Origin of the sequence: Thalassospira permensis NBRC 106175, assembly GCF_000714555.1 — a bacterium.
GTDB classification, from domain to species: Bacteria; Pseudomonadota; Alphaproteobacteria; order Rhodospirillales; family Thalassospiraceae; genus Thalassospira; species Thalassospira xiamenensis.
In genome coordinates, this window is the sequence record NZ_AUNC01000056.1 from 62,083 (window position 1) to 85,382 (window position 23,300).

The following is a 23,300-nucleotide window of genomic DNA, read 5'->3' on the forward strand; positions in this document are numbered from 1 at the left end:
GGTTTCTTTCGTATCCGCATCCAGCACGATCTTTGGCGTCGTGGCTGGTTTTAAAATCAATCAGTTACCGCCCAGAAGGATGTTGCGCGCGACCGCGGCATCATCGAACGGCAGAACCGTATCGCCGACAATCTGGCCTCTTTCATGGCCTTTTCCGGCAATAATAAGAATATCGTTGCGTTGCAGAATGCCGATGCCGCGTTTGATCGCCTCGGCCCGGTCACCGATTTCAACCGCACCGTCGCAGGCGGCCTTGATCGCAGCGCGGATTTTGGCGGGGTCTTCGCTTCGGGGGTTGTCATCGGTGATGATGGCGATATCAGCGTTTTCCTTGACCACGCGGCCCATTTCCGGGCGTTTCCCGGTGTCACGGTCCCCGCCTGCGCCAAAGACGCAGATGATGCGGCCCTTGGCATGCGGACGGACAGCCTTGATCACGGTTTCAAGCGCATCAGGGGTGTGGGCGTAATCGACAAAGACCGGCGCGCCGAAGCTGGTTTTGCCAACCAGTTCCATGCGGCCCCGCACACCTTCGAGCTTTTCAAGGGCGGCAACCGCATCATCGACATCAGCCCCCGACGCAATGACGATGCCAAGGGCGGCAAGCGCGTTCATCACCTGGAACGAACCCATCAGCGGCAGATGCACACCATATTCGCCCTTTTCGATGGCGAGCTTGAGCTTGGTGCCGGTGGCATCGGGCTTGGCTTCGAGCAGTTTGATGTCATCGGCGGCCAGGCCATAGGACATCACCGAAATGCCGCGTCCTTCGCACATCGAGCGCAGGATTTTGAATTGCGGGACATCGGCATTGAGAACTGCCGTGCCGTTTTCGGCCAGAAGATCGGCAAACAGGCGGGCCTTGGCGGCGAAGTATTTTTCGAAATTGCCGTGATAATCAAGGTGATCACGGGTCAGGTTGGTAAAGGCGGCAACCGTGACTTTCACCCCGTCAAGACGATGCTGATCAAGCCCGTGCGAGGAGGCTTCCATCGCGACGTGGGTGACACCGATTTCAGCCATTTCATTAAGGCTTTGATGGAGTGCCACCGGATCGGGCGTGGTCAGCGAGCCGGGGATTTTGGCCCCGGCGGCACGAATGCCAAGGGTTCCGATGGAGCCCGACATATTGCCCATGATGGTCCAGAGCTGTTCGGTGAAAACGGCGGTGGAGGTTTTGCCGTTCGTCCCCGTGATCGCCGCGATATTGGCCGGTTGTTTGCCATAAAAACGCGCGGCCAGCTGGGCGTAACGCTGTCGCGGGTTTTCCACCGGGATCAGCGGAACCGTTGCGGCGACGGGTTTGGGCGTGCCGTCCTTTGCCAGGATGGCGGCCGCACCAAGACGGATCGCATCGTCGATATATTTCGATCCGTCGGTTTTGGCACCAGACAGGGCGGCAAACAGATAGCCATCCTTCACGGTGCGTGAGTCTGCTGTCAGGCCCGTAATGTTCGGGTCCTGTCCGTCGGCATGTTTAAGTGCCGCTTGATCACCTGCCATGAGTTCAGAAAGACGCAAGTTTGCGCTCCCCCTTGCGAAGGTCGATCTGCAGCGCTTGCTCAATCTCCGGCGCCTTCGCATTCGCCGGTTCAATGCCCAGAAGGGGAGCAATACGTGTCACAACCTTGCCTACTGCCGGGGCGGACACCCAACCGGCTGTGGCAAATCCATAGGTTTCTTTTGTGCCTTTGGGCTCGTCCAGCGTCACCAGAACCACATATTTCGGGTCCTGCATCGGGAAGGCGGCGACAAAGGTCGACATGCGGGCGTTCTTGACATAGCGCCCGTTCACGAGTTTTTCCGACGTCCCGGTTTTACCCCCAAGGAAGTAACCCGGAACTTCAGCCTTTTTGCCCGATCCATCGGTCACGACGAGGCGCATCAAACGCCGCATCTTGTCCGAGGTTTGCCGGGAAATAATACGTTCGCCCGCCGGTGCACCGTCCTGTTTGAGGATCGTTGCCGGGCGCAAAATGCCGCCATTTGCAAGGGCGGAAATGCCGCTGACAACCTGAAGGGGTGTCACGGCAAGACCATGACCAAAGGAAATGGTCATGGTGTTCACTTCGCGCCACGGATTGGGCACAAGCGGGGAACCGACTTCGGGCAGCTCGATTTTCGGGGTATCGAGAATACCGAATTTCTTGAGATATTTGCGCTGGGTCTCGGTCCCGAAATCAAGGGCGATGCGGGCCGACCCAATGTTTGACGAATATTTGATGATTTCGGCGACCGACAACCAGCGGTTTTCGCCGCGATAGTCGCTAATCGCGAAGCGCCCGACGCGGATCGGCTGGGAGGCGTCATACATGCTTTGCAGATTGACCGTACCGGTTTCAAGCGCAATGGCGGTGTTAAACAGTTTGAACACCGAGCCCATTTCATAAACGCCCAGCGTTGCGCGGTTAAAGCGCGCGTCGGCGGGGGCCTGACCGGGGCGGTGCGGATCAAAATCGGGCAGCGACATCATGCCGAGCACTTCGCCGGTATAGATATCCATGACCATGCCGGTCGCCCCGACCGCATCATAGGTTTTCATCGCGCTTTCGACTTCTTCCTCAAGCGCGTATTGAATGCGGGTATCAAGGGAGAGTTGCAGCGGGCCGTTATTGATGCGCAGTTCGTTATCAAACTTGCGTTCGACACCGGCGATGCCGTTATTGTCGATATCGGTAAAGCCCAGCACATGGGCAAACAGGCGACCATGCGGATAGACGCGGCGTTCTTCGCGCTGGAAATTAAGCCCCGGCACGCCCAGCGAGTTGACGGCATATTGCTGTTCAGGCGTCAGATTGCGCCTGATCCAGACGAAGGCCTTTTGCGAGCTTAAATGACGGATCAGGGTATCGCGATCGAGTTCGGGCAGGACGGTCAGCAATTGATCAGCCGATCCGACCGGGTCCTTGATCACGCGCGCATCGGCATAAAGCGAATTGGTCGGAAGATCGGTCGCAATCAGCATGCCGTTGCGATCAACGATATCGGCGCGTTCGGTTTTAAGTTCGCGGGTATCCGATCCCGATGCCATTTCGGGTTCGTTGCCCTGACGCAGAACGGTGGCATCGACCAGACCCGCCGTGATCCAGACAAAGCCAACGGCAAACATCGCACCGGTAATGAAGATGCGGTTGCGCGCGGTTTCAATCGCGTGACGTTCGCGTTGGTCGGGGCTGAGTTCCGGGCGGTCACCGCGCAGCCAGTATGAGAAACGATGGAAGCTCATTGTCCGCCCTCCTGCGCATCGGACCGGGTTGCGGCAAGGGAGGGGGCATTGATGATCATGGCTTCGGCGGCCTCGTCCGGGGCCAGTTCATCGGGGCGCGCACGCGGGACCGGCAGGAAGGCGACGGCCTCGCCGAATTTATCAAGACGGTATTGATGCAGATCGGCGTCTTCAGGCAGGTCATCGATGCTGGCCATCTGAAGCGGGGCGATCTGATCGAGTTTAAGGTAAGTCTTGGCCAGGCTTTCGATGCGTTGCGGATTGTTCAGGTAGCTCCATTCCGCTTCGAGGACGTGGATGCTTTCCTGTTCATTGAGGATTTCCGACTGAATGGCGGAATAGCGTTTTTCAAGGCGTTCGACTTCGTGCGACACCCAATAGGTGCCAGCCCCAATAACGATGGTCAGAAACAGTCCGATAAAGGTCATGGCGCGGGTCATTTGCGCCCCCCTTGAGTTGCTGGCTGTTCATTGCGGGCAACCGCGCGCAGTTTGGCCGAACGCGCACGCGGATTGGCGCGCAGTTCATCTTTTTGCGCGGTCACGGCCTTGCGGGTGAGGGTGGTGAAGGTCGGGGTTGCGACCTCTGGCTCGCCCGGAAGGCGGCGCGACATTTTCGACGGATCGCCGGACCGTTCCTTCATGAAGGTTTTGACACTGCGGTCTTCGAGCGAATGGAAGGTCACGACCACCAGACGGCCACCGGGTTTGAGCAGGTTTTCAGCCGCCTGCATGGCGCGTTCGAGTTCGCCGAGCTCGTCATTGACGTAAATGCGAAGGCCCTGGAAGGTGCGGGTGGCGGGATCAATGCCGTCCTTGGATTTGCGCACGACCGACCGCACCGCGCGGGCCAGTTGCAGGGTGGTTTCAAACGGGGCCTCGGCGCGCATTTCAATGATTTTATGCGCGACCTTGCGCGATGCGCGTTCCTCGCCATAGCGATAGATGACGTTGGCGATGTCTTCTTCGTCGGCGGTGTTGATGAAATCAGCCGCCGTCGGGCCGGACATCGACATGCGCATATCGAGCGGCCCGTCTTCGCGGAAGGAAAATCCGCGGTCGGCCTGATCAAGCTGCATGGAGGATACGCCGATATCAAGGACGATGCCGTCAACCTGATCAACGCCAGCAGCGGGCAGAAGGGTGCCCATATCGCCAAAGCAGCCTTCGAGCATGTGGAAGCGATTGGCATAATCGGCTTCCATTGCTCTTCCGGTGGCAACGGCGGTCGGGTCGCGGTCAATGGCGTAAAGTTCGCAGTCCGCATGATCGAGAATGGCGCGGGAATATCCACCCGCGCCAAAAGTGCCGTCCACCATGATCTCGCCCGCCCTGGGGGCCAGGGCATCGAGAACTTCGCGCAATAGCACCGGCTTGTGCGGGCCATCGCCTGTGGCGAAGCTGAGGTCATGGATGCTCATCACGCGCTCCCCCCATCATCTGGTCCCTCTTCATCCGGGGCGATTTCGCCGGTCGGGGCAGCGGGGCGGCTGCCCGGCGCGAAATCGGATGCCGGTTTGAGTTTGAGGGTCGATCCGCGATTGAAGGTGCGGGTGCGGCTGGCGTCCTGCAGCGGTTTGAAGATTTCCGGGTTCCAGATGCGGAAGGTGCGGCCACGGCCGACAAAGGCGACCTGATCTTCGATGCGGGCGAATTCGATCAGTTCCGGGGGCAGGATGATGCGGCCTTCGCCGTCAAACGGCAGCATGTGGGATGCGCCAAGAATGGTATCGGCAAGGTCGTCGGCCTCGTCCGAGAACATCGCGAGTTCGTCAATCGACGCGGCAATGCGGTCCATGTGGCTTTCGCCACAGCCTTCAAGGGCGGCTTCCTTGTGGGATTGATACAGATAGATGCCAGCGAAGGTTTCGCGTTCCAGGGTCGCGCGGAACCGCTTGGGCACGGAGACGCGCCCTTTTCGGTCCAGCTTGTGAATGTGCGTTCCTGTGAACAGCACTTCGCCATTCCCCTGATCAAAAAACCATTTCGAACCGCCAGAGAGTGATCAGTTTCCGCGCCGAAATGGATATGCCCCGCATGACACCGTAAATGTGCCTAGTTATGGGGTACCATGGGATTTGATGGGGGTCAATGGGAATTGATGGGATCAAATAGGGTGATAATGTGGTTTCCTGCGGCTTTGCGGCAGATCGTAATGGGGTGAAAATGGGCCAAAAGTAACCGTTTTCCGGGTGATTTTTACCTGTTGCCCATGAAAGCCCATAGATGCCCCCACGCGCGCCCATGCAAATCCATTCGCAGACCTTTTTTGATCGGCATGGGATTTGACGGGATGACGGAGAGGCATTTCACGCAACATGGCGATGATCCGGTTTGGGGGCCGATCCCGGCTTCGGGGATTGGCATTTGATCGTTAATCGGTTTTGATGGGGCAATGTTGCCCGCGATCTGGTCCGTGCTGATATGCTATGATGGTGATCCTGATGCGGGGCGGCGTCAGGACAGGCGAAGGGAACGAGTGTTGCGGAAAAAAGCTGCCATATTGTTAATGACGTGTGCCGTTGTGGCGGTTTTGAGCCTTCGGGGGCCGGTGCATGCCCAGAGCCTTCAGATGGATAAGGGTAGTGCGACAATTTCGCCCGAAGTCACATCGCCGGAAATGCGCCAGTTATTGCCACTGATCATGAAGCAGTTGCAGAATAATCCGCAATTGATGGGGCAGTTCGGGCTTGGCGGCTTGGGCGCGCTTAACGGATTGGGCGGGCTTGAGGATGGCGAGGGTCTGCCGACGGGGACTGGCACCAACGGCACGGGTGCGGCGGCAATCCCCGGGCTTGAGGATGCGATTGCCAAGGCGCTGGCCAATCAGAATGCGGCGAGTGCCGCCGCGACCGGCATCCCCGAACAGGTAACAATGTATCGCCAGCAATATCATCCGATCGATATGGATCATGACGGGCGGATCAGTGCGGATGAGGCGGCGGCCTATGCCAGTTGGATGTTCCGGCGGCGTGATATCAATGGCGACAGTGTTCTGGTGGGGCGTGAATTTGCCGCGGTCGAGGCATTGCCGGGCACGGCGGAAGCCAACCGCCAGCGGTTGCGGACCGAAAGCCGACGGCTCGAATTGCTGTTTGGCAGTGTTGACGCCAATTCTGACAAAATGATCAGCAAGGATGAGTTCCTGACCTATGCCAAGGCGCAGTTTGATGAAAAACGCGGGAACGATGCGGATATTGATCCGTTTGCGTTTCAGACGGTTCTGCCGTTTCAATAGCGCGATGATGTGCCTTGGCGGTGTTTAACCGATTTGTCATGGCTTGGCGCGTGACAGAACGGGGCCTTCGGGCCTATGACAGGAAGCGCACAAGCCCGAAATAGACCGGCACCCGGCAATGTCCGGTCAACCGGCGCGGATGGAGAGTGACCATGGACAGCAACGAATTTTTTGCCCCGGCCCGGACCCCGTCCGACGATACCGCCGCACCGGCGGATGATGCTGCATTGGTCAGTAGCGACGATGCTGTTGATGGCGAGGTTAACAGCGCGGGAAGTGTGGCAAAGCCGCCAAAGGCGGAGCGCACGCCGGTCTGGATCGACCTTTTGAACCCGTCCGATGATGAAATCCACGAGATCGAAAAACGGTTCGATATTGAAGTCCCGACCCGCGAGGAAATGCAGGAGATCGAGCTTTCATCGCGATTGTATGACGAAGACGGCGCGCTTTTCATGACGGTATCGGTGCTAAACAAGGCCAATAGTGACGAGCCGGAAACCACCGCGATCACCTTTATCCTGGTCAAGAAAACCCTGATCACACTGCGTTATGCCGATCCGGTGCCGTTCAAGACCTTTATCCGGCGGGTCAATCGCAGCCCGTCGCTGGCATCGAGTGCCGAGGCGGTTCTGTTCGGGTTGCTGGAACAGATTGTTGACCGGCTGGCCGATATCATGGAACAGGCGGCAGCCGACCTTGAAGGGTTGTCAAACATCGTTTTCGCCAATCCCGATGACCCGGCCCATGATCAGGATCACCGCGCGGTTTTGCGCCGCATCGGGCGGGCTGGGAACCTTTCGGGCAAGGCCAAAGACAGCTTGCTGAACCTGCATCGGTTGGGGCTGTTTCTGTCAACACAGACGCGGCTTAAAAAGGATGCCAAGACGCGGCTTAAAACCATTTCGCGCGATATCGTGTCGATCACCGAACATGCCAATTTCATCGCCAACAAGGTGACATTCCTGCTTGATGCGACGCTGGGCATGATCAATCTGGAACAGAACAATATCATCAAGATTTTCTCGGTCGCCGCCGCCGCCTTCCTGCCGCCGACCCTGATTGCCAGCATTTATGGCATGAATTTCAGCGTCATGCCGGAGCTTGACTGGCAGTTTGGTTATCCGCTGGCGATTGGCCTGATGGTGCTGTCGGCTGTTCTTCCGCTTTGGTATTTCAAGCGGAAAGGGTGGCTTTAGGTGGTGGCTTTGAACCGTTCGCGATAGTCGCTGGGTGCCACGCCCAGATGTTTGACGAAGCAGCGGCGCATGCGTTCGTCATCGCCAAAGCCGCAATTAAGCGCGATCTTGCTGATGCGTTTGTCGGTTTGTTCAAGGGCCGTTCTGGCGGCTTCGAGGCGCATCAGTTTGACCGCGCGCGCCGGGCTTAGGCCGGTGGCGGATTTGTAAGTGCGTGAAAAGTTGCGCGGGCTCATGCCCGTCTGTTCGGCGAGGTCTTCGACCGAAAGGCGGGTTTGAAGGTTTTGCGTGATCCAGCCATGCAGGGCATCAAAGCGCCCGGTATTGTCATTGGCCTGATGTTCAAGCGGCAGGCTGAATTGTGATTGGCCGCCGGGGCGGCGGATGAAGACGATCAGGCTGCGCGCAACGGCAAGGGCCGCGTCCCGGCCAAGATCCTGTTCGATCATCGCGACCGCCATATCAATCCCGGTTGTTACCCCGGCCGAGGTCCAGACCGGGCCATCGCGGACAAAGATCGGATCGGGGGCGACACGGCTTTGCGGGAACATGGCTTGCAGGCGGTCGCACCAGCGCCAGTGCGTGACACAGGCTCTATCATCAAGCATTCCGGCAGCGCCGAGAATAAACGCCCCGATACAGACCGACCCGATGCGGGCAATTTTACCCCGGTATTTTTCAAGCCAGCCGATCAGATTGGCATCGCCAAGGGCATCAAGCATTTCATCGGACCCGGCGGCGATCAGGGTGTGGATTTCACCCGGATCAAGATCGGCAAGGGCGACGGTATCAAGCGCGATGCCGGTATCGGTCATGACCGGGCCGCCGTGGCTTGAGGCCAATATGGTGCGATAAAGCGGGGTGCCGGTTGCCGGATCGCGGGCCTCGTGAAATGCCTGTAAGGGGCCGGTGACATCGAGCATCACGGTTTGCGGGGTGAGGATGAAAACGATGAGGCGCGGGAGCCGGGGCGGATTGGGTAGACGGGGCATCAAGGGGCTTTGTCCTGAAATGAGGGCTTATTGTCATTTATGCCATTTGGCGATCGGATAATCTAGGGCCAACAGACACGCAAACCGGAGAGATGGATAATGACCGAAACCAAAACCGCAAATACCGCCCTGATCCTGATTGACTGGCAGCAGGGTTTTGCCGATCTGGATTATTGGGGGCAGCGCAATAATCCAGGGGCGGAGGCCAATGGCGCGGCGCTTCTGGCGCATTGGCGGGCAAAGGGCGCACCGGTTATTCATGTGCGTCATGATTCAACAACCCCGATATCGCGCCTGCATCCCGATCATCCGGGGCATGAATTTATTGAGTTTGCCACACCGAAGGATGGTGAGCCGGTTTATGGCAAGCAGGTCAATTCGGCGTTTATCGGAACGCGCCTTGAGGCCGATTTGCGGGCGCGCGGGATCAACCGGATCGTTTGTTGTGGGATATCGACCGATCATTGCGTGAATACGACAACGCGGATGGGGGCGAACCTTGGCTTTGAGGTGACGATTGTCAGTGATGCCTGTTTTGCGTTTGAGCGCAAATTGCCCGATGGGCGGGTGTTTGGTGCCGATCTTGTGCATGATGTGGCACTGGCGAGCCTGAATGGCGAGTTTGCCAAGGTTTGCACGACAGATCAGGTGATCGGGGGGGATTGCGATTGACTTGCATCTGGGTTTGTCGCAGTTTTGCCGCCCGTCACCATGATAATCGTCCCCTGAAAAGGTTTGCCCCATGACCAAGATCGATACTGCCGAGAAGCTGCGCGAGATTTACGGAATGCCGATGGAATTGGCGGTTGCCAAGGCATTGACGAAACTGGACCCGCATTGCCGGCATTTTATCGAACTGGCACCCTTTGCGGTGATTTCATCGGCCGATGCCAAGGGCAATGCCGATGTCAGCCCGCGCGGCGACGGGCCGGGCTTTATCAAGGTGCTTGATGACAATACGCTTCTGATGCCGGATCGTCCGGGCAACAATCGCGTTGATACGTTATCGAACATCATTGAAAACCCGAATGTCGGGATGCTGTTTTTCGTGCCCGGTTTCAACGATACGCTGCGTGTGAATGGCACGGCGGAAATCCATAATGATCCGGCATTGCTGGCGCATTTTGCCGATACGCCAAAACCGCCGATCACGGTGATCAAAATCCGGGTCGCGGAAGCGTTCCTGCATTGTGCGAAATCGTTGATGCGGTCCAAACTCTGGAGCATTGATAGCCAGGTGGATCGCAAGGTGATGCCGACCCTTGGCAAGATCATCAAGGATCAGACGGCAGCGAGTTTCGACGTTGGCACCCAGGAAGATGCCGATAAGTATTTCGCGCAATCCATCGCCGAACGCGGTTAAGGCATTCACGGCGGGGCATGTCCCCGCCGATGTCATATCGGGCAAAAAAGAAAATAAACCAGATGGCCTGTAAGCCGGGTTCTGTCCATGCGGCGAACCGCACTGGATGGCCATTCATCTGGGACGCCCGTCGCCGGACGCCTCCTGCAACCAACCCGAATGGTGGCGCGGAAACCCGCCTGCCGACAATGCCGAAGCATCCGGCCGACCATTCCTATTAGGTTTTGCTCCCGGTGGGGTTTACCATGCGTCCCGCATTGCTGAAGGACCGGTGCGCTCTTACCGCACCCTTTCACCCTTTCCTGATGGCTTGCGCGATCAGGTGGTTTGCTTTCTGTGGCACTTTCCCTAGGGTCGCCCCCGCCAGCCGTTAACTGGCACCGTATTTCCATGGAGCCCGGACTTTCCTCCCCCGTTCCGAAGAACAGGGGCGGCCATCCGGCCATCTGGTGGGCGTGATGTAGGTGACATTGACCCCGTCGTCAAGAAAAAGCAGTTTGTACAGGGACTTATACGATCGTTATCCGAACCATGCCAAAAACGCATGGAAGCCCGGAAATCTGCGGGTTTGCCATATCCCTCTTAAGGGGGTATGTCGTGTTTTCAGGCTCATATTGATGATGCCGGATTTTCATTTGAAGGATTGGCCATGCGTGCGGCGCTTTGGATTTCAGGCGCAATATTGATCTTTTGTGCTGTGTCTTTTGGGGCGCAGGCGAAAGACGTGCGTCTGTGCTATGACGACTGGCCGCCTTATGCCTATGACGATCAGGGTGTTGCGCGCGGGCTTGCGGTGGATCTGGCGACCCGGTTCCTTGAAAATGCCGGGCATTCCGTCAGTTTTGTCGCGATGCCGATGGCGCGGTGCCGTTTCTCGCTGCGGCAGGGGGCGGTGGATGGCGTTTTGCTTGATGATCTTGCCAAGGCTGATGAAACCGGGCTTGTGATATCGTCCCAGTCCCTGGTTAGCAAGGTGACGGTGGCCGTGGTCAATTCGGGCTTTTGCCTTGGGACCTATCAGGGGGTGCGCAGCCTTGATAACACCAACTGGCTTAAAGTGATCGGGCAGTCCTATCCGGCGGAAATCCTTGCCAACGAAACCATGCATCCGGTGGAAGTTGCCGAATATGCCAAGGGGTTCGAGATGCTTAAACGGCACCATGTCGATGTGCTGTTTAGCGATCTGGCCTTTCTGCGTTTTGCTGGCGGGGATCAGAAAAGCCTGACGGGGTTCAAGGTGCTTTTGCCTGCGGTCGAGATTGAGGAGCGGTATTTGAGCCTGCGGTCCGATCTGGCGCCGGTGCTGAACGATTTTGACCGTGAAATGGCGCGCGGGCTTCTGACCGGGGTGGTGGATGGTATCTATCACCGGCATCTCGGCTTTAGCCGGGTCGGTTTTGCCCGCTATGTCGGGTTATCGGATGTGCCGATTGCCAATCCGGGCGGGCTGATCGTTCAGTAAAGTCCGGCTTTATCGAGCAATGCGCGCAGGATTGCGGCGCATTCACCGTCCACCTTCCCCGAAATATCGGCAGGCCGCCAGTGACGCTGAAAGGCGATGCGGCGTTTAAGCGCGTCATTCGGGCCATATCCCAGACGGTCGAGCATCGCATCGAATTCGGTTTCGGTGCAGGCTTCATCGCCCTTTGTGATATCGGGCGTTGCCCATAATCCGATGCCGTTCGCGGCCAGCCTGTCCCACGGGAACAGTTCGCCCGGGTCTTCCTTGCGGTCCGGGGCCATGTCGGAATGGGCGATGATGCGATCCGGTCGGATATCGTGGCGGGTCAGGATATCGCGGCATAGTGCGATGACGGCGTCGATCTGGATGTCGGGAAAGGGACGATAACCGAATTCATGGCCGGGATTGACGATTTCAATGCCGATGGAACTGGAATTCACATCATCGCATTCCTGCCACTGACCGCGCCCGGCATGCCATGCGCGTTTATCCTCGTCCACCAGACGGAAAATGGTGCCGTCTTCCTCGACCAGATAATGGCTTGAGACCGAGGCCGCCGGATCACACAGGCGATCAAGGGCGGCCTTACCGCTTTGCATGCCGGTATAATGCAGGACGAGGATATCAATCGGTACGCCATCGGGCCTGTCGCCGTAATTGGGCGAGGGGCGGGCGATGATGCGGTTCTTGAAATCCGTGTTTCCAGCAGACATCTCGGGTCAGTCCATTCCCTGTTCCTGTTGCTGCGGCGGTTTGCGCAGCATGATCACGCCAACCCCGGCCAGAACCGTCAGGCCGCCGATGATTTTAAGGGTGCTGATCGGTTCGTTAAAGACAATGAACGATCCGGCAACACTGATCACCGGGGCCAGCAACGACCACGGCACCACCACATTCACATCCTGCGTTTTCAGCAAATGATACCAGAAGCCATAGGCCACGATGGACGACATCACGACGGTGAAACTCGTATTGGCCCATGCGACCCAGCTTGCATTGAACACCGCCTCAACCGCAGCCGGTTCGAGGAACAGCGAGAGGATCAGCAATTGCGGGGCGGCCATCAAAGCCATCCAGCCATTGAGCTGGAAGGTGTCGATATTGCCGAGTTTTTTGATCATGACATTGGCAACCGCCCACATGAAGGCGGCAAACACCACCAGCAACAGGGGCAATTGCAGGTCGGTCATGGTCGGGTCCCAGAACATGATCATCACCCCGACAAAGGCCAGCGTCATGCCCGAAAGCCGTTTCCAGCCCAGCCGGTCATTGAAGAAATAGGTCGCCAGCATCGAGGAGAACGGCACGCCAAGCAGAACGATAATCGCCACCGGCCCGGCATCAAGCATCGAGAGCGCAAAGAACAGCACGCCGAAATGGCCGGTGCCAAAGATGACCGACAGAATGGCGAGACGGCCAAAGCGGCCAGACGGCATTTTGGTGAAGGGCAGCAGCAGGATCGCAACCGATCCAAAACGGATCGCGGTCAGCATCAGGGGCGGTATTTCACTGACCGCGCCTTTGACGGTCAGCATATTGACGCCCCAGATCACGGCAACGGACAGGGCCATCAGAACGGCTTTGAGGGGCATGGCAGGGGCTTTCGGCAAAGCGCATCGGCGCTGGTGGCGCGTTTGCGGGTTTATCGGTATGCCCCTTCATCGGATGGAAAGAGCAACCCGACAAGTGAATTGTTTTCAGTTGTCGGGTAAATTGTGACCGATCCGAATAGTGCCGTAAAGCATTGGTTACCAAGAGTTAAGCTTGGCCCTTACTTGGTCCATGTCATGGCATTTGCCCGATGCGATGTCATCCTGCCCGCAGCGGATATTTTTCAGCACGTAAAGCTGATACATGATGTCATCCATGCTGGCATCATCGGGAAGCCTCGAAATCGCGTCGATTGCATCCTGTTTTACCGTGCCGCGCATACCGATTTCCCCGTAATGTTCCGTCAGAAGATTACGGTTTCAGTCGAAAAGCTGCAAGTGGTGTGGGCCTGCCTTTGGGCGGCGGTCCCGGGCTTATGACAGCCCGAGTTCCTCGCGGAGCATTTCGAGTTCGAGCCAGCGTTCTTCGCCCGCTTCGAGTTCGGCGCGGGCCGCTGCCATGCGGTCGACCTTTTTCTGGAAGGCATCCGGGTCCTTGGTGAACAGGCTGCCATCCGAAAGGGCGGCTTCGATTTCGGCAATCTCGGCCTCAAGCTTGGCGATCTGGCCGGGCAGATTGTCGTATTCGCGCTGGTCCTTGTAGCTCATCTTGCCGGTTGGTTTGGGCTTGGCGGCCTGTGACGAGACGGATTTTTTGCCGCCTTTGCCCGATGTGCTGCCCAGCTTTTCCTCGGCGACAGCCGGGGCGGCGGACAGTTTGCGTTGGGCGATATAATCGGAATAGCCGCCGGGATATTCGGTGGCGATGCCGTTGCCTTCCATCACGATGGACGAGGTCACGACGCGATCAAGGAAATCACGGTCGTGGCTGACAAGAAGCAGGGTCCCTTCGTAGTCGGCCAGCATTTCCTGCAACAGATCAAGCGTATCCATATCCAGATCGTTGGTCGGTTCGTCCATGATCAGAAGGTTGGTCGGCTTGGCAAGCTGTTTGGCGAGAAGCAGACGGTTGCGTTCGCCACCCGACAGGGCACCGACAGGGCTGCGCGCCTGTTTTTCGTCGAACAGGAAATCGCGCAGATAGCTTACGACATGGCGCGGATTGCCGCGCACCATGACCTGGTCGCCGCCGATATCGCACAGCGTATCCCACAGGGTCATATTGTCATCAAGGGCCGCGCGTTTCTGATCGAAATAGCTGGCATTCAGATTGGTGCCGATCTTGATCGTGCCGCTATCGGGTTCAAGTTGCCCGGTCAGCATTTTAAGCAGGGTGGTTTTGCCCGCCCCGTTCGGGCCGATGATGCCGACCTTGTCGCCGCGCAGGATGCGGGTCGAGAAACCGGTCAGGATCGTTCTGTCGCCAAAGGATTTGGTGATGTCGGTGGCCTCGATCACGACCTTGCCCGATGTGCTGCCGGCGTCAGCCGCCAGCGACACATTGCCGATGCGTTCGATCTGCTGCGACCGGGTTTCGCGCATGTCCCACAGGCGGCGCAGACGGCCCTGGTTGCGTTTGCGGCGCGCCGAGATGCCCTGCACGGACCAGACGGTTTCCTGGGCGATCAGTTTATCAAGCTTGGCGCGTTCTTCGGCTTCCTTGCGGAAGATTTCCTCGGACCATTCTTCGAATTTCGAGAAGTTCTGATCGGTGCGGTGCATGACGCCGCGATCAATCCACAGGATGCCGGTTGAAATCGCGTTCAGGAAGGCGCGGTCGTGCGAGATGACGACAACCGCACCGCGGAAGTTTTTGATTTCGCCCTCAAGCCATTCGATGGTCGGCAGGTCAAGATGGTTGGTCGGCTCGTCGAGCAGAAGGACCTGCGGATCGGCGATCAGAGCGCGCGCGATTGCCGCCCGGCGGCCTTCGCCGCCCGAGAGTTTGGTCGGGTCGGCCTGCGGATCGATATTGACCGAGTCCAGCAGCATATAGACGCGATAGGCATAATCGATTTCATGCTCGTCGAGCGCGGACAGAACATATTCCTCGACCGTCGCAAAGCCGTCGAATTTCGGTTCCTGATTAAGATAGGCGATCTTGCAGCCCGGCTGAACGAAGCGTTCGCCGCCATCGGCTTCGATTTCGCCAGCGATGATTTTAAGCAGGGTCGATTTCCCGCCGCCATTGCGCCCGACAAGGCACAGGCGATCCCGATCCCCGATGGCAAAGGAAACATCGGAAAACAGATCGTTGCCGCCAAAGGTCAGACGGATATCGTTTATATTGATCAGCGGTGGCGCCATGGAAAAACCGATAAGCTTGAGGTCATGAAAACTGGCCCCCTGCAAACCGCAAATCGCGGCATCTTGCAAGGGAAATCATTACATGCAGGGCAGGGGTGCGTCGCAAGTGGCTGTTATCAGGGCGTGACCCTAGCGGATATTGCGTTCCTTGCGGATCTGATCCCAGGCGGCATTGATGCGGGCCATCTTGTGATTTGCCTGTTCGATGAATTCGGGCGGCATGCCCTTGGCGATCAGGGTGTCGGGATGGTTTTCGCGCGACAGTTTGCGATGGGCGGCCTTGAGGTCATCGTCGCTGGCATCGCGGCCCAGCCCAAGCTGTTCATAGGGATCGGGGCCGCCGGGGCTGGTATAGGCGTGGTGCACGCGATCAAAATCAATATCGGCAAAGCCGAAAATGGTTGCGACCTTGTGCAGGAAGTCCTTTTCGGCCGGGTGCAGGGCACCATCGGCCAGCGCGATCTGATACAGCGCTTCGAGGATGCCTTCGAGCAAAGCACGTTCGCCGCGGAACAGAAGGGCGATCTGCCGGGCGTAGGGTTCAAAGCCGTCGGATGACTTGCGCGCCATGTCAAATAGGCGGCCGACATTCTTTTCCTCGCCGGGCGGGATGTGGAAAACGCGCTTGAAGGCGTTGATTTCATCACGCGACACCACGCCATCGACCTTGGCCATCTTGGCCGAAAGCACGACAACGGCGGTGGCAAAGGCGACCTGACGCGCATCCTGCCCGCCGGGGAAGCTGCCCTGTGTACTGCCGCTATAGCCGCCAATGCGGGCGGTGCGGATATTGTGCTTGATCCTGTCGACGACATGACCAGCCGCCGCCCCCAGAATGGCGCCAAGCGGCCCGCCAAGAGCAAAGCCCGCAGTGCCGCCGATGATTTTACCCCAGATGCTCATACTTCTGATCAGGCTCTTGGTTGCGAAAAGGACATTCATTTATCGCCGTATCGGCCAGATGCCGACAGGCAAAGCGCATTAGATAGTACAGGTGAAGCAGGAAGCCAGTCTTTTCATTCAGGGAATCGTTGCAGTGTACCGGACGCGGTGGCGGCAGGGGGTAAATGTCGCGTCCTTTCAAGGGTCTGAGGCCTTGGCAAGTGGCGTCTTTCCGTCCGGCATGCACCATTGTAATAAAACAGTAACCCAACCGGAGATGAAAACGCATAGGTGCAGCCCAAGATAGCACTCATGCATCAGATGCAGGGCAATAGGGCGGAAAACGCGTGACCTACTATACCAAAGTGTATAGTACTATACCTAGGGTTAGTTTCCTGTTGAATATAAGTCTCTTGGGAGATTCGTAATGAGCTTTTTGTCGCGCATGAAGCTGATCTATCAGATTTCGTTGATAGGTTTAGCTGCGCTTTCTATTTTTGCGATCGTTGCCGTGGTTCTGTTTGTCGCGGATTATCAGCGTCAAACTGCGGAAATGACTGCTGAGGAAGCCGTCGATGACCGATTGATCGTTGACGGGATCGCCCGGGAATTTCTGAACGCCCGGAGGCGTGAAAAAGACTTTCTGCTGCGGTTGGATGAAAAATACGCCGCCGACCACGCGGAAACGGTTGCGATTGTTCAGGCCGGTTTGAAAAAGCTGGCCAATGATTCGGCCCTTGATCCGTTTGATGATGAAATTTCGTCCATCGAGACTTCGTTTGACAATTATGCCACTGAGTTCCAGACGATTGCCAATCTGCAACGCGAAATCGGTCTGAATGAAGAAAGCGGCCTGCTTGGCAGTCTGCGCGCGTCCGTTCACAATGTCGAGGAAGCGCTGGACCAGTACAAAGCCGACAAGCTGACAATCATCATGTTGATGATGCGCCGCCACGAGAAGGATTTCCTGGCGCGGATTGATCCGAAATATGTTGCGCGCATTGATGACCGTCTGGCGGAATTTGGTCCGGCATTGACCGCCGCCGACAGTATTCCTGCTGCGGAAAAGCAAAAGATTGCCGATCTGATGAAATCCTATGTGACGGATTTCAAGGCGCTGGCGGCGGGGATCCTTCAGCGCGAGGAAGAATTGGGCAAGCTGAGCGACTATTACGCTGCGGCAGAACCGGTTCTGGAACAGCTTAGTGCCGATATAGCGGCCATCGCAGCCACGAAGAAGGCGGAGGCAAACGCCATTTCGCAGCGTAGCCTGATCACGACGGTCGTGATGTTTGTTGTGGGGGCGTTGGCGTTGCTGGTGCTGTCCGTATTGCTATCAAAAGCAATTGTGCGCGCGATCGCCGGACTGACGACAAAGATGACGCGGTTGGCGCATAACGACTTTGATGTCGACATCAATGAAGTCAATCGGGCCGACGAGATCGGCGAGATGGGTCGGGCGGTTCTGGTGTTCCGTGAAAACGGGATCGAACGCGTCAAGCTTGAAGCCGCCCAGCGCGAGGCGGATGAACGCCGCCGTAAACGCCTGGAAACCCAGGAGCGGTATATCCGCGAGTTTGATCAGGCGGTGGTGGCCGTCATGGCCGAGGTTGGCGGTGCCGTTGACCAGCTGCATCAAGTGTCAAATGTGCTGCGCAAAAGTGCGGATACTGCGGCAAACCAGTCCCTGGCGGTGTCATCGGGGACCGAGGAAGCATCGGCGAATGTGCAGCTTGTCGCGACGGCGGCGACCGAGCTTGCGGCATCCATCAACGAGATTTCCGGTCAGGTCAGTGAAACATCGAACATGGCGCAATCAGCGACCGAGCGTGCGCGCCATACCAATGAAAACATTCAGGGGCTGAATGATGCCGCGCTCAAGATCGGGGAGGTCATTGGCCTGATCAGCGATATCGCCGGGCAGACCAACCTTCTGGCGCTTAATGCCACCATCGAGGCCGCACGTGCCGGTGATGCCGGCAAGGGGTTTGCGGTTGTGGCAAGCGAGGTCAAGAACCTTGCCAACCAGACGGCCAAGGCCACCGATGAAATCACCAGCCAGATTAACGGTATCCAGCAGGCGACCGGATTGGCGGTTGAGGCGATTGACGAGATCGTGCGGATGATTTCCGACATCAGCGAACGGGCATCGGCCGTTGCCGCCGCGGTCGAACAGCAGACGGTCGCGACCAGCGAGATTTCGCAGAATGTCGAGCAGGCCGCCGCCGGGACCGAGGAAATATCCGCCGCCATGCAGGGCGTATCGGCAGCAGTTGCCGAAACCAATGTTGCCGCCAATGACGTGCATGGTTCGGCCGATAATCTTAGCACGCAAAGCGGCAATTTGCGCGGTCAGATTGACGGGTTCCTGGAACGCATGCGATCACTTTGACGGTGAAATGTCGACATTAATGTGCAGCCCGGCCTTGTCCGGGCTGCTTTTTTTGCGATAAAATCCCGACAAAGCGTATAAGTGAATGCCGCAAAGCGCATCGCGAAAGTTAACACCGGGATTTCAGGAACGCCGCATGACCGACACACCACGGACCGACAAACCACGTATCGTATCATCGTCACATCTTGTATCGGAACGCGCGGCCGAGCTTTCCGAGCTTGAATTTGCCCTGATCCTGTCGGGGAATGCGTTTAACCGCTGGATGGTGCGGTGCATGCGCGCGGCGGGCATGCCCGATGTTTCGGTGCTGGATATCCTTGTTCTGCATAACGTCAATTCACGCGAACGGGAAAAAAGCCTGTCGGAGGTCTGTTTCGTCCTGAATGTCGAAGACAGCCATCTGGTGAATTATTCGCTTAAGAAACTGCGTAAGCTGGGGCTGGTTGACGGGATCAAGCGCGGCAAGGAAGTGCATTATTCGACCACCAAGGACGGCCGCGCGATGTGCGAGAAATACCGCGAGGTCCGCGAAGCCTGTCTGGTGGAGACGTTCCAGCGGCTGGGGGTCAATCACGAGGAAGTCGGTGATGTGGCCAAGACGCTGCGCGCGATTTCGGGCGTGTATGATCAGGCATCGCGCGCGGCGAGTGCGATGTGATTGACTTCCAGAGTTTCTGAAGAACAGACAAAGGGCAGCGCGATGGGTATCGGGGCTGCCTTTTTCATGTCTGCGTTTTAGGGCTGCGGCAGAAGGGTTCGGTTATGGGTCGGGGACATGATGATTTCGTTGAAGCAAACCCGTGCCGGGGCAGCGACGACATAGGCGACCATATCGGCCAGATCGTCGGGTTTTAGCATCAGGGCGCGTTCGTCTTCTTTGATCGGGACGGGGCGTTGGTCAAGGATCGGGGTGGCGACTTCGCCGGGGCTTATGCAGCAGCAGCGGATATTGTTGTGCATTTCTTCCTGATTGATGCTGTGCGACAGGTCGACAACGCCGCGTTTGGACGCGACATAGGCCGGGCCCGCGACGGGGAATTCATGCTTTGCCGCCCATGACGCGATATTGATGATCAACCCGTCCTGTTGATCACGCATGAAGGGCAGGGTTGCGCAAACCGTGTTCGCCACACCATTGAGATTGACCGCGACGATGCGGTGCCAGTCGGCAATATCAAGATCGCGCCAATGCCGTTTGGGGGTGTTCATGCCCGCACAATTGATCAGGACATTGATTTTGCCCAAGGACGCCTGAATGTTGCGCGCGGCGTCCGCGACCTGATCGCTGTTGCTGATATCAAGCGGGTGGATTTCGACCTTGCCGCCCTCTGACGTGATTTCGTTTGCGACCTTTTGGAGCGTTTCTTCGCGCCGTGCGGACAGGGCGACATGTGCGCCTGCCGCGGCAAGCGATTTTGCGATTGCCTCGCCAATGCCGCTACCGGCACCGGTGATCCAGACTGATTTCCCTGAAAGATTCTGCATTCGCTTTTTCCCGTTTGTGATTTGGCGGGAGCCTAGCATACGGCCATAAATCGAGGAATATCATATTGATGGCGCGCACTGGCGGGGCAATGCCGATAAAATATCCTGCGTCGTTTCCCGTATTATGCATATCAGCCATGAAATAACATTGACAATTTATCAGTAAAATGTGACCGTTCTGTTGGGAGGCTACTTCGGAGTCACGAGATGCGCGAAAAAATGCATGTCGGCCTCATCACACACAGGGAGACTTGACTGATGCTTAAAAAGGCACTTTCCACCGTCGCAGTTGCCGCAATCACGATGTCGGCCGGTTTTGCCATGGCCGCCGAAAAATGGGATATGGCGACCCCGTATCCGGACGCGACATTCCACACCCAGAACATCATCGAATTTGCCAAGGACGTGAAAGAAGCGACCGGCGGTGAGCTTGACATCACCGTTCACTCCGGTGGTTCGCTGTTCAAGCACCCGGACATCAAGCGTTCGGTGCAGCGCGGTCTGGTTCCGGCCGGTGAAACCCTGATTTCGCTTTTGTCGAATGAAGACCCGGTTTACGGCGTTGACGCGATCCCGTTCCTCGCGACCAGCTATGACGAAGCCAAAAAGCTTTGGGAAGCATCGCGCCCGGCGATTGAAGAAAAACTGGCCGGTGATGGCCTTAAGGTCCTTTATGCGGTCGCATGGCCGGCACAGGGTCTTTATACCGCCAAGCCCGTCAGCACGGTTGATGACCTTAAAGGCATGAAGTTCCGTGCCTATAACTCGGCAACGTCGAAACTGGCGGATCTGACCGGCATGGTCGGCACCCAGGTTGAAGTGCCGGAAATCCCGACCGCCTTTGCGACCGGCATTGTCGAAGCGATGATGACCTCCCCCTCGACCGGTGCGAATTCCAAGGCATGGGACTTTGTCGAAAACTTCTATGACGTTCAGGCATGGCTTCCGAAAAACATGGTGATCGTCAATGCCAAGGCATTTGACGGTCTGTCGCCGGAAGTACAGAAAGCCGTCATGGACGCAGCCGCCAAAGCCGAAACGCGCGGCTGGGAGATGAGCATGGCCGAAACCGATGCGCAGAAAAAGGTTCTTGCCGATAACGGCATGAATGTTGCCGCACCGAGTGACGAACTGAAAGCCGGTCTTGCCAAGGTTGGCGAACAGATGGTTGCCGATTGGCAGGCAGAAGCCGGTGATACCGGGGCTGCCATCATCGACGCCTTCAAGAAGTAAGCGCGAACCAACTTTTCCGATCCGGGTGAAACCGCCCGGATCGGGACGCCCCGCCGAAATTCATGATATGACTGTCCGTATTGTCAGCCACCACTGGGAAATCCCGCGGGCGGAAAGGGGACTGCTGTGCGCAGATCATTAGATTATTTGTTCAAATTCAGTGCGGGGTTAGCAGCCATTTTTCTGGTTGCCATCGCATTGCTGATCCTGGCCTCGTCGCTGGGCCGGTTTGTCGGAATTGCCGTGCATGATGCCAACGAGCTTGCCGGTTTCTCGCTTGCGGCGGGGACGTTCCTCGCACTTGGTCCGGCGCTTCGGGCGGGCACCCATATCCGGGTTCTGATCGTGTTATCGCACCTTAAGGGCGGTTTGCGCCGGGGGATCGAGAGCATCACCTTGGCGGCAGCAAGTTTCTTGGGCGGGTATTTCGCCTACTGGATGGCGGTTCTGGCCGAGGAAAGTTTTTCATATGGCGATACGTCGCCCGGTGTTCTGGCCTTTCCGCTTTGGATACCGCAGGCCGCCATGGCGTTCGGGCTGATTGTTTTTACCATCGCCATGCTTGAAGCATTGTTTGATGTGGCACGTGGTCGTGCGCCCGGCTTTGCATCGCGTGAAACCAGCGAACTGACGGAATAGGGGGACGGTCATGGAAGTACTTGAAATCGGCCTGATCCTTATGGGGTTGATGTTCCTGTTTCTGGGGGCGGGGCTTTGGGTGGCATTGTCGTTATTTGCGGTCGGTGTCATCGGACTTGAATTTTTCACCAGCGCGCAGACCGGACCGATCATTGCGACAACCGCTTGGTCGGGGCTTGCAAGCTGGTCGCTGGCGCCGCTGCCGCTGTTTATCTGGATGGGGGAAATCCTGTTTAGGTCGCGGTTGTCCGAGGATATGTTTACCGGCTTGGCACCTTGGCTGAACAAGCTTCCGGGGCGGTTGCTGCATGTCAATATTCTGGGCTGCGGCATTTTTGCCGCCGTATCGGGTTCGTCGGCGGCGACGGCGGCCACGATTGGCCGGATGTCGATCCCGGAACTGCGCAAGCAGGGCTATGCCGACAGGCTGATCCTTGGCACGCTGGCCGGGTCGGGGACGCTTGGGCTTCTGATCCCGCCATCGATCATCCTGATCGTGTATGGCGTTTCGGCCGAGCTTTCGATTGCGCGTCTGTTTATTGCCGGCATTCTGCCCGGTGCGATGCTGATCATCCTGTTCATGGGCTTTGTCATGATCTGGGCGACGGCGAACAAGGACAAGATGCCGCCTGCCGGGCCGGATATGGGCTTTATGGAAAAGGTCCGGGCGTCTGGCCGCCTGATCCCGGTGATTGTGCTGATTGCCAGCGTGATCGGGTCGATCTATGGCGGGATTGCCACCCCGACAGAGGCCGCGGCCTTTGGCGTGGTTGGTGCGCTGATCCTGTCCGCCATCAGCGGGTCGCTTAACCGGGCGAGCTTTATCGACGGCCTGATGGGGGCGACGCGCACATCGTGCATGATCGGTTTCATCCTTGCCGGGGCGGCGGTTTTGACCGTCACCATGGGCTTTACCGGCATTCCGCGCGAGCTTGCGGCATGGATCGCGGAAATGAACCTTTCGCCCTATGCGTTGCTGGCCGCGCTGACGGTGTTCTTTATCGTGCTGGGCTGCTTCCTTGACGGGATTTCGGTGGTGGTTCTGACCACATCGGTGATCCTGCCGATGGTGCAGGCGGCCGGGATCGATCTTTTGTGGTTTGGCATCTATGTGGTGCTGGTGGTCGAAATGTCGCAGATCACCCCGCCGGTCGGTTTCAACCTTTTCGTTCTGCAAGGGCTTACGGGCAAAAACCTGTTTTCCATTGCACGGGCTTCCTTGCCGTTCTTCTTCCTGCTTTTGCTGGCGGTTTTGCTGATTACGGTCTTCCCCGAAATCGCCACCTGGCTTCCGCAGAAAATGAACGGCTGACCCGCGCCGTTTAACGGTCGG

General features: G+C 57.5%; 22 protein-coding genes and 1 other RNA gene. 10 read left to right on the forward strand and 13 right to left on the reverse strand.

Features of this window, described 5'->3' with window-relative positions; all coding sequences use genetic code 11:
- Positions 1-60: 60 nt before the first annotated feature.
- Genes SMB34_RS17995 through SMB34_RS18015 form a run of 5 tightly spaced genes read right to left on the reverse strand, consistent with a single transcriptional unit; the run spans position 61 to position 5,182 of the window.
- Entirely contained in the window at positions 61-1,521 is a 1,461-nt protein-coding gene (locus SMB34_RS17995; RefSeq protein ID WP_037992168.1) for a UDP-N-acetylmuramoyl-L-alanyl-D-glutamate--2,6-diaminopimelate ligase, read from the reverse strand.
- Complete coding sequence (locus SMB34_RS18000) at positions 1,508-3,226, reverse strand: peptidoglycan D,D-transpeptidase FtsI family protein (protein WP_007089736.1); 1,719 nt, start codon at positions 3,224-3,226, stop codon at positions 1,508-1,510. The genes SMB34_RS17995 and SMB34_RS18000 overlap by 14 nt, the downstream gene beginning before the upstream one ends.
- On the reverse strand, positions 3,223-3,666 hold the full coding sequence (ftsL, locus tag SMB34_RS18005) for a cell division protein FtsL (RefSeq protein WP_007089735.1): 444 nt from the start codon (positions 3,664-3,666) through the stop codon (positions 3,223-3,225). The genes SMB34_RS18000 and ftsL overlap by 4 nt, the downstream gene beginning before the upstream one ends.
- A complete protein-coding gene (gene rsmH / locus SMB34_RS18010) occupies positions 3,663-4,646 on the reverse strand; it encodes a 16S rRNA (cytosine(1402)-N(4))-methyltransferase RsmH (protein ID WP_051682406.1) in 984 nt (327 codons plus the stop codon). Before rsmH ends, ftsL begins: the two co-directional genes overlap by 4 nt.
- Positions 4,646-5,182, reverse strand: a complete 537-nt coding sequence (locus tag SMB34_RS18015; protein ID WP_037992169.1) for a division/cell wall cluster transcriptional repressor MraZ — start codon at positions 5,180-5,182, stop codon at positions 4,646-4,648. Before SMB34_RS18015 ends, rsmH begins: the two co-directional genes overlap by 1 nt.
- Before the next feature lie 615 nt (positions 5,183-5,797).
- Here SMB34_RS18015 and SMB34_RS18020 point away from each other — a divergent pair.
- Together SMB34_RS18020 and corA are read left to right on the forward strand one after the other, a co-directional pair.
- The gene (locus tag SMB34_RS18020; protein WP_174441862.1) at positions 5,798-6,463 is read left to right on the forward strand and encodes an EF-hand domain-containing protein; all 666 of its coding nucleotides are present in this window, start codon (positions 5,798-5,800) and stop codon (positions 6,461-6,463) included.
- A gap of 152 nt (positions 6,464-6,615) precedes the next feature.
- Positions 6,616-7,659: a magnesium/cobalt transporter CorA gene (gene corA, locus SMB34_RS18025; protein ID WP_037992170.1), complete on the forward strand. Its 1,044-nt coding sequence runs from the start codon at positions 6,616-6,618 to the stop codon at positions 7,657-7,659.
- On the opposite strand, the gene SMB34_RS18030 is transcribed toward corA, so the two are convergent.
- Positions 7,656-8,651 carry a GlxA family transcriptional regulator gene (locus SMB34_RS18030; RefSeq protein WP_037992171.1) on the reverse strand — a complete coding sequence of 332 codons (996 nt, stop codon included), beginning with the start codon at positions 8,649-8,651 and terminating at the stop codon, positions 7,656-7,658. The genes corA and SMB34_RS18030 overlap by 4 nt on opposite strands.
- Before the next feature lie 99 nt (positions 8,652-8,750).
- On the opposite strand from SMB34_RS18030, the gene SMB34_RS18035 reads away from it, so the two are divergent.
- A complete protein-coding gene (locus SMB34_RS18035) occupies positions 8,751-9,323 on the forward strand; it encodes a cysteine hydrolase family protein (protein ID WP_037992172.1) in 573 nt (190 codons plus the stop codon).
- 70 nt (positions 9,324-9,393) lie between these two features.
- The gene (locus SMB34_RS18040; protein ID WP_037992174.1) at positions 9,394-10,014 is read left to right on the forward strand and encodes a pyridoxamine 5'-phosphate oxidase family protein; all 621 of its coding nucleotides are present in this window, start codon (positions 9,394-9,396) and stop codon (positions 10,012-10,014) included.
- 54 nt (positions 10,015-10,068) lie between these two features.
- On the opposite strand, the gene rnpB is transcribed toward SMB34_RS18040, so the two are convergent.
- Positions 10,069-10,464: RNase P RNA component class A (gene rnpB / locus SMB34_RS20805), an RNA gene on the reverse strand.
- A 199-nt stretch (positions 10,465-10,663) separates the two neighbouring features.
- Here rnpB and SMB34_RS18050 point away from each other — a divergent pair.
- Complete coding sequence (locus SMB34_RS18050) at positions 10,664-11,476, forward strand: substrate-binding periplasmic protein (protein WP_167332784.1); 813 nt, start codon at positions 10,664-10,666, stop codon at positions 11,474-11,476.
- On the opposite strand, the gene SMB34_RS18055 is transcribed toward SMB34_RS18050, so the two are convergent.
- The 5 genes from SMB34_RS18055 to SMB34_RS18075 all read right to left on the reverse strand — a co-directional run bounded on the left by SMB34_RS18055 (position 11,470) and on the right by SMB34_RS18075 (position 16,275).
- Positions 11,470-12,189: an N-acetylmuramoyl-L-alanine amidase gene (locus SMB34_RS18055; RefSeq protein WP_037992177.1), complete on the reverse strand. Its 720-nt coding sequence runs from the start codon at positions 12,187-12,189 to the stop codon at positions 11,470-11,472. The two genes, SMB34_RS18050 and SMB34_RS18055, sit on opposite strands and share 7 nt — an antisense overlap.
- 6 nt (positions 12,190-12,195) lie before the next feature.
- Positions 12,196-13,068, reverse strand: coding sequence for a DMT family transporter (locus tag SMB34_RS18060; protein WP_007089723.1), 873 nt, complete (start codon positions 13,066-13,068; stop codon positions 12,196-12,198).
- 156 nt (positions 13,069-13,224) lie between these two features.
- Positions 13,225-13,407: a hypothetical protein gene (locus SMB34_RS20950; RefSeq protein WP_063094751.1), complete on the reverse strand. Its 183-nt coding sequence runs from the start codon at positions 13,405-13,407 to the stop codon at positions 13,225-13,227.
- A gap of 93 nt (positions 13,408-13,500) precedes the next feature.
- Positions 13,501-15,333, reverse strand: coding sequence for an ATP-binding cassette domain-containing protein (locus SMB34_RS18070; RefSeq protein ID WP_037992270.1), 1,833 nt, complete (start codon positions 15,331-15,333; stop codon positions 13,501-13,503).
- A gap of 129 nt (positions 15,334-15,462) precedes the next feature.
- Positions 15,463-16,275, reverse strand: a complete 813-nt coding sequence (locus SMB34_RS18075; RefSeq protein WP_007089721.1) for a TerB family tellurite resistance protein — start codon at positions 16,273-16,275, stop codon at positions 15,463-15,465.
- Between the two features lie 367 nt (positions 16,276-16,642).
- On the opposite strand from SMB34_RS18075, the gene SMB34_RS18080 reads away from it, so the two are divergent.
- Together SMB34_RS18080 and SMB34_RS18085 are read left to right on the forward strand one after the other, a co-directional pair.
- On the forward strand, positions 16,643-18,607 hold the full coding sequence (locus SMB34_RS18080; RefSeq protein WP_051682407.1) for a methyl-accepting chemotaxis protein: 1,965 nt from the start codon (positions 16,643-16,645) through the stop codon (positions 18,605-18,607).
- Between the two features lie 136 nt (positions 18,608-18,743).
- On the forward strand, positions 18,744-19,268 hold the full coding sequence (locus SMB34_RS18085) for a winged helix DNA-binding protein (protein WP_007089717.1): 525 nt from the start codon (positions 18,744-18,746) through the stop codon (positions 19,266-19,268).
- Positions 19,269-19,345: 77 nt separating this feature from the next.
- Here the strand turns inward: SMB34_RS18085 and SMB34_RS18090 are convergent, their stop codons facing one another.
- Positions 19,346-20,095, reverse strand: a complete 750-nt coding sequence (locus SMB34_RS18090) for an SDR family oxidoreductase (protein ID WP_037992181.1) — start codon at positions 20,093-20,095, stop codon at positions 19,346-19,348.
- Between the two features lie 258 nt (positions 20,096-20,353).
- On the opposite strand from SMB34_RS18090, the gene SMB34_RS18095 reads away from it, so the two are divergent.
- From SMB34_RS18095 to SMB34_RS18105, 3 genes are all read left to right on the forward strand, one after another.
- Positions 20,354-21,328 carry a TRAP transporter substrate-binding protein gene (locus SMB34_RS18095; RefSeq protein ID WP_037992183.1) on the forward strand — a complete coding sequence of 325 codons (975 nt, stop codon included), beginning with the start codon at positions 20,354-20,356 and terminating at the stop codon, positions 21,326-21,328.
- Positions 21,329-21,454: 126 nt separating this feature from the next.
- Positions 21,455-21,967: a TRAP transporter small permease gene (locus tag SMB34_RS18100; protein ID WP_037992184.1), complete on the forward strand. Its 513-nt coding sequence runs from the start codon at positions 21,455-21,457 to the stop codon at positions 21,965-21,967.
- Between the two features lie 10 nt (positions 21,968-21,977).
- Positions 21,978-23,279, forward strand: a complete 1,302-nt coding sequence (locus tag SMB34_RS18105; protein WP_037992186.1) for a TRAP transporter large permease — start codon at positions 21,978-21,980, stop codon at positions 23,277-23,279.
- Positions 23,280-23,300 lie beyond the last annotated feature (21 nt).